Consider the following 13,491-nt stretch of genomic DNA (forward strand, 5'->3'; position numbering starts at 1 on the left):
CACATTTCCCCGATGGAGGTTAGGGGGTGTGGAGTGCCGGCTTTCGCCTTCGGGGGGTGGCCTCAGCCTCTCAGGGCTAGGCGGTTTTCCGCAGTTCCGGGTGGGGGAGCTCCACAAGGGAGCCGTTGGCATCCAGCAGAGTGGGGCGCTTTTTGCCCTGAATCACAGAGCCGTCGATGATGCAACGCCGAACGGTTTTCAGGGAAGGCAGTTCGTACATTACATCCAGGAGCACATCCTCAATAATGGAGCGCAGGCCCCGGGCCCCCGTTTTGCGACGCAGAGCCTCCTCAGCGGCCGCCTCTAGAGCATCGGGGGTGAACACAAGGTCCACCTTGTCCATAGCAAAGAGGCGTTGGTATTGTTTCACAAGAGCGTTTTTGGGCTGGGTGAGGATGCGGACGAGGTCCTGCTTATCCAGGGGGTCGAGGGCTACGATCACGGGCATGCGCCCAATGAACTCGGGAATAAAGCCAAACTCCATCAGGTCTTCGGGGATGGTGTAGCGCAAGATGTTGCCGTCGGGCAGACCCTTCTCCTGGGCGGTCAGGGCCGATTTGAAGCCTATAGAGCGCTTGTCCTTCAGCAGGCGTCGCTCCACGATGCGCTCGAGCCCCTCAAAGGCCCCGCCGCAGATAAACAGGATGTTGTGGGTGCGCACCTGGATGAACTCTTGATGGGGATGTTTACGCCCCCCCGAGGGAGGCACGTTGGCTACGGTGCCCTCCATGATCTTCAGGAGGCCCTGTTGTACCCCTTCCCCCGACACATCTCGGGTGATGGACGGGTTAGGCCCTTTGCGAGCGATTTTGTCCACCTCGTCTAGGTAGGCGATGCCTTGCTCCGCCCGAGCCACATCCCAGTCGGCCGCCATGACCAAACGCAAGAGGATGTGCTCCACATCCTCGCCCACATACCCCGCCTCGGTGATGGAGGTGGCGTCGGCAATGGCGAAGGGCACATCCAGAATTTTGGCCAAGGTCTGGGCTAAGAGGGTCTTGCCACTCCCCGTGGGGCCGATGAGAAGGATGTTGCTCTTCTGCAGTTCCACATCGGAGCCCCCTCCTGCGTCGGTGGAGTGGATGCGCTTGTAGTGGTTATAGACGGCCACGCTGAGCACTTTCTTGGCACGCTCCTGCCCTACCACATACTCGTCCAGTTTCTCGTAAATGAGGCGCGGAGTGAGGGGGGTGTGGGGTGGGACAGAGGGGGGCGTGGGGCGAACCGGGTGGGCCTCGTTGTGGAGCACTTGGGCGCACAGGTGGACACACTCGTCGCAAATAAGCACCTTCCCGGAGCCGGCGATAAGGCGCTTCACCTGGTTCTGCCCCTTCCCGCAGAAGGAGCACGAATAGTCGCTTCGCCCGCTACCACGCGTCGTCACAGGGGATACACCTCGCTAGGGGCGGGAGCACCAGCGCCCACCGGAGACCTGGCTATCCACTACCGAGTAGCCCCATCACCCTTGTGGCCACGGGTGAGCACTTCGTCCACGATGCCGTACTCCACTGCTTGTTCAGCAGTCAAGTAAAAGTCCCGGTCGGTATCCCGTGCCACGCGCTCGTAGGGCTGGCCGGTGTGGCGCGAGATGATTTGGCGAATCTTATCCTGCAGGCGTAGGATTTCGCGGGCGGCGATTTCAATGTCGGCCGCTTGCCCCTGGGCACCCCCCATGGGCTGGTGCATGTGAATAGTCGAGTTGGGTAAGGCGTAGCGCTTGCCTTTGGCCCCCGCACAGAGGAGCACCGTAGCCATGCTGGCTGCCAGTCCCACACAGATGGTGGAAATAGCGGGGCGAATAAGCTGCATGGTGTCATAAATAGCCAGGCCGGCGCTGACAATCCCCCCGGGGGAGTTGATGTAAAGGCTGATGTCCTTGTCTGGATCCTCCCGTTCCAGATAGAGAAGTTGGGCGATGACCAGGTTGGCAACCTGATCGGTTATGGGCGTGCCCAGGAACACGATGCGCTCCCGGAGCAGGAGGGAATAGATGTCAAAGGCGCGCTCGCCCCGTGCCCCGCTCTCAATGACCATGGGGATAACTGCCTGGGGGGGATTGGGCAAGGCGCCTGTGGACGGAGAGGGCGTCCAGATTCGGCTCTGTTGGGGCGTCCGCTCGTGTGCCATAGTGTCCACCTCACTGTGCGTGGGGTGCCGGGCCCCCCTGTGGTGGAGGGGGCTGTTCCGTAGTGGGCTGGCTGGCGATTTGCACCATGCGTTGCAAGGCCTTCCGCCGCGCGATGATGCGGGCAACAGCCTCCCTACCCGCAGGCTCCTGGAGAGCGCGGAAAAGCTCCCTATCTCGGCGCTGATTCGGGCGCGCGAGGCCTTGCAGTTCCGCCTCTACCTCCTGTGGCGTAACCTGGATACCCTCAACCTGGGCGATGCGATCCAGAAGATACCGTTCCTCAACCCTCCGCTTGGCTTCAGGGTAGAGTTCCTCGCGCATCTGATTGAGGGTCTTGCCTTGACTTTGGAGCCAACGTTCCAGGGTTATACCCTGGGCTGACAGGTCCTCCTGATAATGCTCTATGAGGTGCTCCACCTCCTGTTCCAACAGCAAGGGGGGCACTTCCACTTGGGCCTTCTGGCGCAGGGCCTCCAGGACGCGCCGGCGGTAGCGTTCGCGCTGGAGCGTCTCCTTCTCCGCTTGCAGGCGCTCTTTGAGGCGGGCCTTGAGGGCTTCTAGGCTGTCCACAGAAGGATCCACCTGGCGAGCGAAGGCGTCGTCCACGGCGGGCAAAACGGGTGCTTTGATATCCTTGACCAGCACCCGATAGGCGCAAGGCTTTCCCCGCAGACCCGGGTCAGGATAGTCCGCCGGAATCGGGAGGGTAAACTCCCGCACCTCCCCCCTGTTGGCACCTAGCAGTTTCTGCATAAACTCCTGGCCCAGCAGGAAACCGCTTTCGCCCACCACGAAAGGCAAGTCGGCCTCCTGGAACACCTGATGGCCTTCTACCACACCCGTGAGGGAAGCCACAATCATATCTCCCACTTGGCAAGGGCGGGCGACGGACTCCCAGGTGGTGTGGCGACGGCGCAGGGCCTCCAGGAGGCGTTGCACATCCTCGTCGGTGGCGTAGACAGGCTCTAGCGGGATGCGAATGGAGGTGTAATCACCCAGGTCCACCACCGGCTCTAAAGGGATAGTGGCCTTGAGGGTCACGGGGTTGCGGTTGACCACCTCTACATGGGGGGTGCCCCCGAGGGGGAGATCCTGCTCCCGCACTACTCTCTGCGTGACCTCGGGAGTGAGGAGGTCTAGAGCCTCCTCTAGCAGGCCCTCCCGTCCCACCAGGCGCTCCACCAACGGGCGGGGTGCTTTGCCCGGGCGAAATCCCGGGATAGCCAAACGCTGGGCGATACGGCGGTAGGCCCGTTCCAAAAAGGGTTCTACTTCCCGGGGCTCCAGTTCAATGGTGAGGACGGTTTGGCGACGCTCGGAGGTTTCCGGGACGACTTTCATAAGCCCTCCTGGGGTTTCGCGCTCCTGGTAACATTGTAGCACGGTGGGAAAGGAGACTTATCCGGTGGGTGCCTGTTCCGGGACAAGGTCACAGTAGGCCCAGCGTCCCCGCACCACCCGCTGGCCTGGGGTAAACAGCACAGGGTGGCGAAACAGGGGCCCCTGGTAGACGAAGGTGTGGAACTCCCCGTTTTCCCCACAGGGGTCAACACCTGGGGGTAGGTCGGCCAAGAGGTTCTGGTCAAACTCCCGACCCGCGAAGGAGGGTGGCAAGACCTGGGTATCCACGCATACCACAATGGCTTTGAAGCCCAGGCTCAACACCTCCTGGGCTACGAGGGGGGTGGGGCGCTTCCAGAGGGGGAAGAGGGCATGCCAGCCGATCTGGTCTAGCATCCGCTCCCGATAGGCGCGAACATCTTCGAGAAACAGGTCGCCAAAGGCGGCTATCCTCACCCCCTCCTGGGTGAGGGTGTTCAACGCCTGACGCATGGCCCCTTCATAGGTGTCGTTGGAAGCATCCTGGGGGATCCAGACCGGTCGCAGGGGGAGACCTATCGCCTGTGCCTGGGCCTGTAAGAGAGGGAAGCGGATGCCGCTCATGCTCACCCGCTCGTAGCCCTGGGTAAAGGTGGTCAAAAGGCCTACCACCCGGTAGCGGGGGTCACGGAGCAAATAGTACAGGGCGAGGGTGCTGTCCTTCCCCCCACTCCACGACATTATGACCTTCTCAACCATAGGTCTCCTCTCCCCGGTACTGTAATGGGAAAGGGATGGCGCAGGGAAGAGCGGGGAGTCTTGCGTAACAAGGAGAAGGGGTATGGTATAATCTATAGGCAAAAGACAAGCAACCGACGAGGAACAGCGTGGACAAGGGGCGCAAGGCACAGCTGATCAAAGAGTTTCAGACGCATTCTCAAGATACTGGCTCCACCGAGGTGCAAGTGGCGCTGCTCACCGAGCGCATCAACGCTCTCACTGAGCACTTGCGCCAGCACAAGAAGGACTTTCACTCGCGAGTGGGTTTGTTGAAACTGGTGGGCCAGCGCAGGCGTCTGCTGGCCTATTTGGCACGGGAGGATGTGCACCGCTACCGGGCCCTCCTGGCGCGCCTGGGCCTGCGGAAGTAACACCCCCAGCCGGTGTGCTTGTTCCTCGGGAGCGGTGCGGCAGGAGTAGACCCGCATGTCAAGGGAGTATCGTCGTTTCCAGTGCGAGGTGGCGGGACGCCTCCTGACCATTGAGACTGGCCATGTGGCGGAACAAGCCAATGGGGCCGTAACAGTCCGAATGGGGGACACCGTCCTCCTGGTAACAGCGTGTATGTCCCCCGCGTCCCGAGAAGGGACGGACTTCTTCCCCCTGACAGTGGACTACGAGGAGCGCCTGTATGCGGCGGGGAAGATACCAGGGAGTTTCTTCCGCCGCGAGGCGCGCCCCAGTCAGGAGGCCATTCTGGCGGCACGGCTAACCGACCGCGCCATTCGCCCCCTCTTCCCCAAGGGCTTCCGCAACGAGGTGCAGATCATCGCCACAGTGTTGTCCGTGGATATGGAACACCAGCCCGATATCCTGGCGGGCATTGGGGCCTCGGCCGCTTTGGCCATATCCGACATCCCCTTTGACGGCCCCGTGGGCATGTGCCGTGTGGCGGTCATTGGAGACCACGTGGTGCCTTTGCCCTCTTACAGTCAGTTGAAGGAGAGCGTGCTGGACTTGGCGGTGGCCAGTGTGGAGGATGCGGTGGTGATGTTGGAGGCCGGGGCTAAGGAGGTCTCCGAGGATGTTTTCCTGCAGGCGGTGCGCACAGGCCACGAGGTCAATCGGGTTCTCATCGCCTTCATCCAGGAGATGGCCCAGGCAGTGGGCCGGCCCAAGGCCCCCTATATCCCCGCCCCGAGCCCTGACCCTGCCCTGGTGCACGAGATTTTGGCTCGGTTTGAGGCCCAGGTTCGCCACGCAGTGTTTAGCGGAGCCGAAAAGGGGGAGCGCGTAGCCGCCCTGGATGCTTTGCAGAAGGAAGTTAGCACAGCCTTCCAGGAGCGTTTCACTCCTGAGCAGATTGGGTTGGCTTTCCATGAAGCGGTGCGCACCGTCTTCCGCAAGGGGGTTTTGGAGGAGGGGCGCCGCCCCGACGGTCGCGGCCCTCGGGAGTTGCGCCCCATCACCTGCCAGGTGGGCCTCCTCCCCCGCACCCACGGCACGGGTCTGTTCCGGCGGGGCCAGACCCAGGTGCTGACGATCACCACCCTAGGCTCTTTGGGGGAGCGCCAGGAATTGGACACCCTCAGCCCCGAAGAGACGAAGCGCTATATCCACCACTACAACTTCCCCCCCTACTCCACCGGCGAGGTGCGCCGTATCGGTTCCCCAGGGCGTCGGGAAATTGGGCACGGTGCGTTGGCTGAGCGCGCCCTTCTTCCCCTCATCCCCTCTGAGGAGGAATTCCCCTACACCATTCGCCTCGTGTCAGAGGTGATGAGTTCTAACGGCTCCACCTCCATGGCCTCGGTGTGTGGCAGTAGCCTGTCATTGATGGACGCAGGGGTGCCTATCCCACGCCATGTGGCCGGCATCGCTATTGGCCTGGTATCCGACGACAAGGGGCGGTATCAGGTGCTCACGGATATCCAGGGCTTGGAGGACCACGAAGGGGATATGGACTTCAAGGTGGCGGGCACAGAGCGGGGTCTGACGGCGGTGCAGATGGATGTGAAAATTCGGGGCGTGGGTGAGGCCATCCTTCGCCAGGCCCTGGAGCAGGCGCGAGAGGCGCGCGTGATTATCCTGGAGAAGATGACGGCCACTATCGCTCAGCCCCGCCCCACCGTGAGCCCCTATGCCCCCAAGGTGCTGCGGATGACTATCCCCGTGGACAAAATCGGGGCCCTCATCGGCCCTGGCGGGAAGACCATCCGCTCCATTATTGAGCAGACCAAGACGACCATTGATGTGGAGGACGACGGCACGGTGCTCATCGGCTCGCCGGACCCGGAGGCTCTGGAGCGGGCGCGGGCGGTTATCGCCAACATTATCCAAGAGGTGAAGGTGGGGGGCATCTATACGGGGAGGGTAACACGCCTGGCCCCCTTCGGGGCGTTCGTAGAGATCTTCCCGGGCAAAGAGGGGCTGGTGCCTGTGGCCGAACTGAGCGAACGGCGCATCTCACGCCCCGAGGAGGAGGTGAAGGTGGGTGACGAGATAACAGTGGTGGTAACGGAGATAGACCGTTTGGGGCGCATCAACCTCTCCCGTAAGGCGCTGTTCCGTCCCCCCGATACCCCTGCGGAGCCCCCTCCCCGCCCTGCCCCGCCTTCTCCGCGGCGTCCCTCCCCTCCCCCACGCCCCGCGGGGGGCCCCCCCAGCCGCCCCAGTCCCCCCGCTCCCCGCATCACACCCCCATCCCCACCGAGACGGGATGGCGGATGGCGTCCCGGCCCCCGGAGGGGACCATGAGTAGCCAGCCAGCGCCCCTACGCGTCATTGTGCACGGCGTGTCGGGGCGTATGGGGCAAGAGGTGCTCCGCGCTTTGGCGCGCACGCCTGACCTCCTCCCTGTGGGGGGTGTGCACCGAAGGGCCTCGGCTGATACTCTCCCATTGCCCGAAGGCAGGGGAGTTATCCTTCTGGCTCCCACGTTGGAGGCCTTGCTGGGGCGGGTGCACGCCCATGTAGTGGTGGACTTCACCACGGCCGAGGCATGCCTTCAGGCGGCGCGGGTGGCGCTGGGGCGGGGCCTGCACTTCGTTACGGGCACAACAGGCCTTACCCAAGACCATCTGGGGGAGATGGACCGCCTGGCGCGGCAGCACGGGGTGGGGGTGATTGTGGCACCCAACTTCGCCGTGGGGGCGGTGCTTCTTATTCATCTGTCCCGCCTGGTGGGGAGATATTTTGACTACGCCGATGTGATTGAGGCCCACCACGAGGCCAAGATTGACGCCCCCTCGGGCACCGCTTTGGCCATCGCCCGCGCATTGGCAGAGGGGCGGGGTTCCCCCTTTACCCGCCCCACACCCGAGAAGGAGCCCTTGCCGGGGAGCCGCGGAGCAGACCTGCACGGAGTAGGTATTCACGCCCTGCGGATGCAAGGGCGGCTGGCCCACCACGAGGTCATTTTGGGCACGGCCGGGCAGACGCTCTCCCTGCGCCACGACACCATCAGCAGGGAGTGCTATATACCAGGGGTGCTTTTGGCCCTGCGCCGAGTGCATGCATATAAAGGGCTTGTCTACGGCCTTGACAAGGTGATGGGGCTACCCTAGCATAGGCCCCAAGAGGAGGACAAGGGCCTTGCACAGTCTTCTTTGGCACCTTCTCGGCAAGCCCCGCTAGGCGGGGCGAAGGCAGACACTGTTCGTCCGTCCACTCTGACCTTATGGGTATGGAGGTGCCTCTGTGCAAGCCTGTAACATCGCTGTCCTGGGCGCAACCGGAGCCGTTGGGCGCGTCTTCCTCTCCCTCCTAGAACAGCGACGTTTTCCTGTCCGCTCCCTGCGCCTGTTCGCCTCGGCCCGCTCCGCCGGCCAGCGGGTGCGCGTCCTGGGGCAGGAGTGCATTGTGGAGGAGCCTACCCCCCAGGCCCTTCAGGGGGTGGACATTGTGTTCATCTCCGCTTCGGGGGAGGTGAGCCGCCGCTGGGCACCTCTCGCTGTCCAGGCAGGAGCGCTAGTAATTGACGATTCCTCCGTCTTCCGCATGGACCCTCACGTGCCCTTGGTCATCCCGGAGGTGAACGCTGACGACCTGGCCTCTCATCGGGGTATTATTTCCATCCCCAACTGCTCCACCACGGCGCTGGTGATGGCCATCTATCCCATCCATCGTGTCAACCCCATTCAGCGCATCGTTGTGGACACCTATCAGTCGGTCTCCGGGACGGGGCGGGCGGCCATGGAGGAACTGCGGGAGCAGACCCGCGCCCTCTTGAACGGCGAAGAGCATCCTCCCCGGGTGTATCCCCAGCGCATCGCTTTCAACCTGTTCCCCCACATTGACGCCTTTTTGGATAACGGCTATACCAAAGAGGAGTGGAAGATGGTGGAGGAGACGCGCAAGATTATGCACGCCCCAGATCTGCGCATCTCCGCCACCTGTGTGCGGGTGCCTGTGTTCCTGTGCCACAGTGAAGCGGTGCACCTGGAGTTGACCTACCCCATGTCCCCCGAGGAGGCGCGGGAGGTGCTCTCCGCTTTCCCCGGGGTAGAAGTGCTGGATGAGCCGAAGGCGGGGCGCTACCCCACACCCCTTCTCGGCGAGGGGCGCGACCCTGTTTATGTGGGGCGCATCCGGCGGGATGCCTCCCATCCACGGGGGCTAGCCCTGTGGGTGGTGTCTGACAACCTCCGCAAGGGGGCGGCTTTGAATGCCCTGCAGATCGCCGAAACGGTGCTCCAGCGCAACCTGCTCCCCACCGCAGGAAGGAGGTAGTGGCATGGGTGAGACCATCGGCAGGCTCCTGACAGCAATGGTAACCCCCTTTGACGACCAGGGAAGGGTAGATTATGCCCAGGCCAAGCGCCTGGCCCTTGCCCTGCTGGACTCCGGGAGCGATGGCGTGGTGGTAACGGGCACCACTGGTGAGTCCCCTACCCTCTCCCACGAGGAGAAGGTGCGCTTGTGGGCGGAGGTGAAGGCTGCGGTGGGCAAACGGGGACAGGTGGTGGCCGGGGCGGGCAACTACAGCACCGCCGAAAGCGTGGAGTTGGCTAAAGAGGCCGAACGGTGTGGGGTAGATGCGGTAATGGCCGTGGTGCCCTACTACAACAAGCCCCCCCAGGAAGGCCTCTATCAGCACTTCAAGGCCATCGCCAACGCCACCCATCTCCCCCTCATCCTCTACAATGTGCCCAGCCGCACCAGCCTGAACATGACGGCAGAGACCACCCTCCGCCTCAGCCACATCGACTCCATCATCGGTATCAAAGAGGCGTCCTCGGATATGGACCAGATCGCCCGCATCATAGACGGGGCCCGCCCTGGCTTCCGTGTATGGAGTGGAAACGACAACGAGACCTTCTACATCATGGCTATGGGGGGCTACGGAGTGATAAGTGTGGCCTCTCACTTGGTGGGGCGACAAATTCGGTCCATGATGGGCCAGTTGCTAGAGGGTAATCTGGAGCGGGCCGCCGCTGAGCACCGCCGTCTGCATCCCCTGTTCAAGGTGCTCTTCATCACCGCCAACCCCATCCCCGTCAAGTGGTGTTTGAACCGCGTCGGGTTCCGTGTGGGCAAGCCCCGCCTGCCCCTGGTGGAGCCCGACGAGAAGACCGCCCAGCAGATTGAGGCGGTGCTAAAGCGTTACACCATAGACTTGCCCATACCCGCCCAGGTTTAGACGCCTCCTACTGGCGAGTCCCTGAAAAAGCACCCAGTATAAAGGGTGCGCAAAGTGTTTCGCGCGTGCCAATGAATGGGCCTGGCCCCGGGCAACGGTAGGGGGAGGGGGACGACGCGCCTGGAGAGCGGTGCACTTCTCACCTGGTGGGGAGCATGAAGAGGTGTGTGCGTGTTCCACCCGTATCCCCCGCACAGACCCCATTGGTAGAACCCTCGAACCCTAGTTGGAGGCCACTTGGCATTGGGGGTGGAGTCGGGGTAAACTGGCTTTCAGAATACGGCACGAGGTGAAGACCGATTGGCTGTCTTGCCCATTCGTCGGCTGCCCGATCCGGTTCTCCGCCAGAAGGCCCAGCCCGTCCAGCGGATAGATGATGCCCTCCGTCGGCTTATCGCAGATATGGTGGACACCATGCGCGCCGCCCGTGGGGTGGGTCTGGCGGCCAACCAGGTGGGCATCCTGCTCCAGGTTGCCGTGATTGAAATACCTGAGGAAGGCTTCGTGCGGGTGCTCATCAATCCCCGTGTGGTGGAGCGGGAAGGTGTGCGGGAGTTGGAGGAGGGGTGCCTCAGCGTGCCGGGCTATCGGGGTCGGGTGAACCGCTCAGTGCGGGTGGTGGTGAAAGCCCAGGATGAGAATGGTAAGGCCGTGCGCATCGTCGCCGAGGACAACCTGCTGGCGCAGGCTCTGGAGCATGAGACCGACCATTTGAACGGCGTCCTGTACTTGGACCGCCTGGTGCGCAAGGATGCCATCTGGCGCATCCCCGAGGCCGAGGCAGAGGCCCCACCCCCTCAACCCGCCCGTCCCCGTGCCTAACTTGGGCAACACTCCCGTGGCCCTTTTGCGACGGCTTCAAGAGTGGTTCGGTTCTCGTCCCCAGGTAGGGGTCTATCTGGTGGGGGGCTTCCTGCGGGATGTGCTCCTCGGCCGGCCCAGCCACGATCTAGACCTTGCCATTCAGGGTGATGCGGTAGGCCTTGCCCGATGCCTGGCGGCTGACTTGGGAGCCACCTTTGTTCTTCTAGACGAGGCTAACGGCGTCGCTCGGCTGGTTTGGCACGGGGACGGCGCACGCTGGGAGATAGATCTGGCGCGTCTGCAGGGGGAGAGCGTGATTGCCGACCTGGGGCGTCGGGACTTCACGGTGGACGCAATGGCCGTTCCCCTTTCTGCCGCCCAGGGGGAGCCGTCCCAATGGCCCGTCTTGGACCCCTTTGGCGGGCGGGGCGATCTGCAGCGCCGTCGCCTGCGCCTGGTTGCCCCTTCGGCCTTTCAGGATGACCCTGTGCGCCTTTGGCGTGCGGTGCGCTTGAGCGCCCAGTTGGGTTTCACCTTGGACGAGCAGACTGTTGATGCGGCGCAAGCCCACGCGGCCCTGGTGGTGACGGTTGCCCCCGAACGGGTTCGCGACGAGTTTTTGAAGGTTATGGCGTTGCCCGGCTCCACCGACCACCTTCTCCTGGCCGACCGTTTGGGGGTGCTGTGCCAGACTATCCCCGAACTGGGGGAAGGGAAGGGTGTCGCCCAGCCTCCCGAGCACGCCTACGATGTGTTCCACCATAACTTGGCGACGCCGGGCCAACTGGAACGGGTGCTTTCCCCGTCCGCGCGTGCCCACGACCCTGTGGTGTCCGTCGTCCCTTGGCAGGAGGGTCTGGATGGCTACTTCGCCGAGGAGGTGGGCGACGGCCACACCCGTGCTACCCTTCTCAAGGTCGCCTGCCTTCTCCACGACATCGCTAAGCCGGCGTGCAAAAGCGTAGAGCCAACGGGGCGCATCCGATTCCTCGGCCATCAGACCCTCGGGGCGGAGATGGCCGAGGGAATCCTCCGTCGGCTGCGCTGTAGTGGGAAAGGCATTGCCCTGGTGCGTACCGCTGTGCAGCACCATTTGCGCCCCAGCCACCTGGCTCCTAAGGGGCAGATGCCTTCGCCCCGTGCCGTGTATCGTTATTTCCGGGACACGGGAACGGAGGGGATCGGCATCCTTTACCTGGCCATGGCCGACTTTTTGGCCGCTCGCGGGCCAAACCTGGTTTGGGACGACTGGAACGCTTATTGCGCAACGATAGGCTATGCCCTTCAGGAGGGCACCCGCCAGCCGCTGCAAACCCTTCCCAAACTGGTGGATGGCTACGATATCATGGCGGTGTTCGGCTTATCGCCGGGGCCGCACTTGCGTCCCCTGTTGGAGGCGGTGCGGGAGGCCCAGGCGACGGGAACTGTGCGCACCCGCCAGGAGGCCCTGGCCCTGGTCGCCCGCCTGCTGGAGACGGGCGTGCCATCCACCCGTAGGGACGACTCCCCTGCACGCGAGGAGGACACGTGAATCGCCAAGACCTGCGCCGTCTTATCATTGTGCTGATTGTCCTAGCCCTCTCTGCGGTGGTGGTGGCCGTTCCCCGCTGGGACTTGCGGCTTGGGGGGTGGCGCTTTGAACGCGGGGGAGAGGGCCCCTTGGGGCTGCGTCTGGGGCTGGACCTGCAGGGAGGGGTGCAACTGATCTACGAGGCCGATGTGCCGGCTCCCACCCCTGACCAGATGGAAGGGGTGGTCCGAACTATTGAGCGACGGGTCAACGCCTTCGGGGTCACGGAACCCGTCATCCAGCAGATGGGAAGCAACCGCGTGCTCGTGCAGTTGCCCGGCCTCAAGGAGGTAGAGGAGGCCAAGCGCCTCATCGGAGAGACAGCCAAACTGGAGTTCAAATGGCGCCACTTCAATCCCGACGGTTCCTGGGAAGACCGGGAGGTGGGCCTCACGGGGGATGACCTAGCCCGCGCCTACGCTGGCCCCCATCCCAATGTGCCCGGCCTGTGGGTGGTCAACATTGAGTTTAACAGTCGAGGGGCAGGCATTTTTGAAGACCTGACCCGCAGAATAGTTGGCACCAACGACCAGATCGCTATCTTCCTGGACAACCAAGAATTGGTGTCGCCCGTGGCGCGGAGCGTGATTGTGGGGGGGAGAGCCTACATAGAAGGTCGGGACTTCACGCCCCAACGGGCCCGCACCATCGCCATTCAGTTGGAATCGGGCCGCCTGCCCGTGCCCGTGAAAATTGTGCAGGAGCAGACGGTGGACGCCACCCTGGGGCGGGACGCCCTGGAGAAAAGCCTGGTGGCGGGCTATATTGGCACGGCTTTGGTGGCGTTATTTATGCTCCTATACTACCGCGTCCCCGGGTTGATCGCGGTGGTGGCGCTAGCCATCTACGGTGTGGTGGCCCTGGCCATCTTCAAAGTTATTCCCGTCACTATGACCTTGGCGGGAATTGCGGGGTTCATCCTGTCCATCGGGATGGCGGTGGACGCTAATGTGTTGGTGTTTGAGCGAATGAAGGAGGAGTTACGGGCGGGGCGGACCCTGCTGGCAGCCATTGAGGCCGGCTTCAACCGGGCGTGGCCCTCCATACGGGATAGTAACATCTCCACCTTTATCACCTGCGCCATCCTCTACTGGTTCGGGAGCCGGCTGGCGGCGAGTTTAGTGGTGGGGTTCGCTGTAACCCTGTTCATTGGGGTGGCGGTAAGTATGTTTAGCGCCCTGTTCACCAGCCGTACCCTGTTACGCCTGGTGGCACTGACCCCCATAGGCAGGGTGAAGCGCGCCTTCGTCCCATTGGCGGAGCCTGCCGCGCCACAAGGCATAGAGCCTGCAAGCAGGAGGGCGTAGC

The 13,491-nt window shown here is 63.1% G+C and carries 12 protein-coding genes; 8 read left to right on the forward strand and 4 right to left on the reverse strand.

Annotated elements, in window-relative coordinates:
* Positions 1–76 precede the first annotated feature (76 nt).
* From clpX to NZ951_00815, 4 genes are read right to left on the reverse strand one after another with little or no spacing between them, the layout of a single operon-like run.
* Positions 77–1,384 carry an ATP-dependent Clp protease ATP-binding subunit ClpX gene (clpX, locus tag NZ951_00800; protein MCS7206470.1) on the reverse strand — a complete coding sequence of 436 codons (1,308 nt, stop codon included), beginning with the start codon at positions 1,382–1,384 and terminating at the stop codon, positions 77–79.
* 59 nt (positions 1,385–1,443) lie between these two features.
* Positions 1,444–2,127 carry an ATP-dependent Clp endopeptidase proteolytic subunit ClpP gene (gene clpP, locus NZ951_00805; GenBank protein ID MCS7206471.1) on the reverse strand — a complete coding sequence of 228 codons (684 nt, stop codon included), beginning with the start codon at positions 2,125–2,127 and terminating at the stop codon, positions 1,444–1,446.
* 10 nt (positions 2,128–2,137) lie between these two features.
* On the reverse strand, positions 2,138–3,469 hold the full coding sequence (gene tig, locus NZ951_00810; GenBank protein MCS7206472.1) for a trigger factor: 1,332 nt from the start codon (positions 3,467–3,469) through the stop codon (positions 2,138–2,140).
* A 57-nt stretch (positions 3,470–3,526) separates the two neighbouring features.
* Complete coding sequence (locus NZ951_00815) at positions 3,527–4,207, reverse strand: adenine nucleotide alpha hydrolase (protein MCS7206473.1); 681 nt, start codon at positions 4,205–4,207, stop codon at positions 3,527–3,529.
* A 128-nt stretch (positions 4,208–4,335) separates the two neighbouring features.
* On the opposite strand from NZ951_00815, the gene rpsO reads away from it, so the two are divergent.
* From rpsO to secD, 8 genes are all read left to right on the forward strand, one after another.
* Complete coding sequence (gene rpsO / locus NZ951_00820; protein MCS7206474.1) at positions 4,336–4,599, forward strand: 30S ribosomal protein S15; 264 nt, start codon at positions 4,336–4,338, stop codon at positions 4,597–4,599.
* A 55-nt stretch (positions 4,600–4,654) separates the two neighbouring features.
* Complete coding sequence (locus NZ951_00825) at positions 4,655–6,925, forward strand: polyribonucleotide nucleotidyltransferase (protein MCS7206475.1); 2,271 nt, start codon at positions 4,655–4,657, stop codon at positions 6,923–6,925.
* On the forward strand, positions 6,922–7,734 hold the full coding sequence (gene dapB, locus NZ951_00830; GenBank protein MCS7206476.1) for a 4-hydroxy-tetrahydrodipicolinate reductase: 813 nt from the start codon (positions 6,922–6,924) through the stop codon (positions 7,732–7,734). Before NZ951_00825 ends, dapB begins: the two co-directional genes overlap by 4 nt.
* Positions 7,735–7,867: 133 nt before the next feature.
* Complete coding sequence (locus NZ951_00835; GenBank protein ID MCS7206477.1) at positions 7,868–8,899, forward strand: aspartate-semialdehyde dehydrogenase; 1,032 nt, start codon at positions 7,868–7,870, stop codon at positions 8,897–8,899.
* Between the two features lie 4 nt (positions 8,900–8,903).
* Positions 8,904–9,809 carry a 4-hydroxy-tetrahydrodipicolinate synthase gene (gene dapA / locus NZ951_00840; GenBank protein MCS7206478.1) on the forward strand — a complete coding sequence of 302 codons (906 nt, stop codon included), beginning with the start codon at positions 8,904–8,906 and terminating at the stop codon, positions 9,807–9,809.
* Between the two features lie 300 nt (positions 9,810–10,109).
* The gene (def, locus tag NZ951_00845; protein ID MCS7206479.1) at positions 10,110–10,631 is read left to right on the forward strand and encodes a peptide deformylase; all 522 of its coding nucleotides are present in this window, start codon (positions 10,110–10,112) and stop codon (positions 10,629–10,631) included.
* Position 10,632: 1 nt separating this feature from the next.
* Complete coding sequence (locus tag NZ951_00850; protein MCS7206480.1) at positions 10,633–12,144, forward strand: HD domain-containing protein; 1,512 nt, start codon at positions 10,633–10,635, stop codon at positions 12,142–12,144.
* Entirely contained in the window at positions 12,141–13,490 is a 1,350-nt protein-coding gene (gene secD / locus NZ951_00855; protein MCS7206481.1) for a protein translocase subunit SecD, read from the forward strand. The genes NZ951_00850 and secD overlap by 4 nt, the downstream gene beginning before the upstream one ends.
* Position 13,491 lies beyond the last annotated feature (1 nt).

Source organism: Dehalococcoidia bacterium, from assembly GCA_025060295.1.
GTDB lineage: Bacteria > Chloroflexota > Dehalococcoidia > Lucifugimonadales > HRBIN23 > HRBIN23.

Excerpts from the sequence above, each read along its gene's own strand:
- clpP (MCS7206471.1), bottom strand. The coding sequence starts at position 2,127 with ATGGCACACGAGCGGACGCCCCAACAGAGCCGAATCTGGACGCCCTCT.
- tig (MCS7206472.1), bottom strand. The coding sequence starts at position 3,469 with ATGAAAGTCGTCCCGGAAACCTCCGAGCGTCGCCAAACCGTCCTCACC.
- NZ951_00815 (MCS7206473.1), bottom strand. The coding sequence starts at position 4,207 with ATGGTTGAGAAGGTCATAATGTCGTGGAGTGGGGGGAAGGACAGCACC.
- NZ951_00825 (MCS7206475.1), top strand. The coding sequence starts at position 4,655 with ATGTCAAGGGAGTATCGTCGTTTCCAGTGCGAGGTGGCGGGACGCCTC.
- dapB (MCS7206476.1), top strand. The coding sequence starts at position 6,922 with ATGAGTAGCCAGCCAGCGCCCCTACGCGTCATTGTGCACGGCGTGTCG.
- dapA (MCS7206478.1), top strand. The coding sequence starts at position 8,904 with ATGGGTGAGACCATCGGCAGGCTCCTGACAGCAATGGTAACCCCCTTT.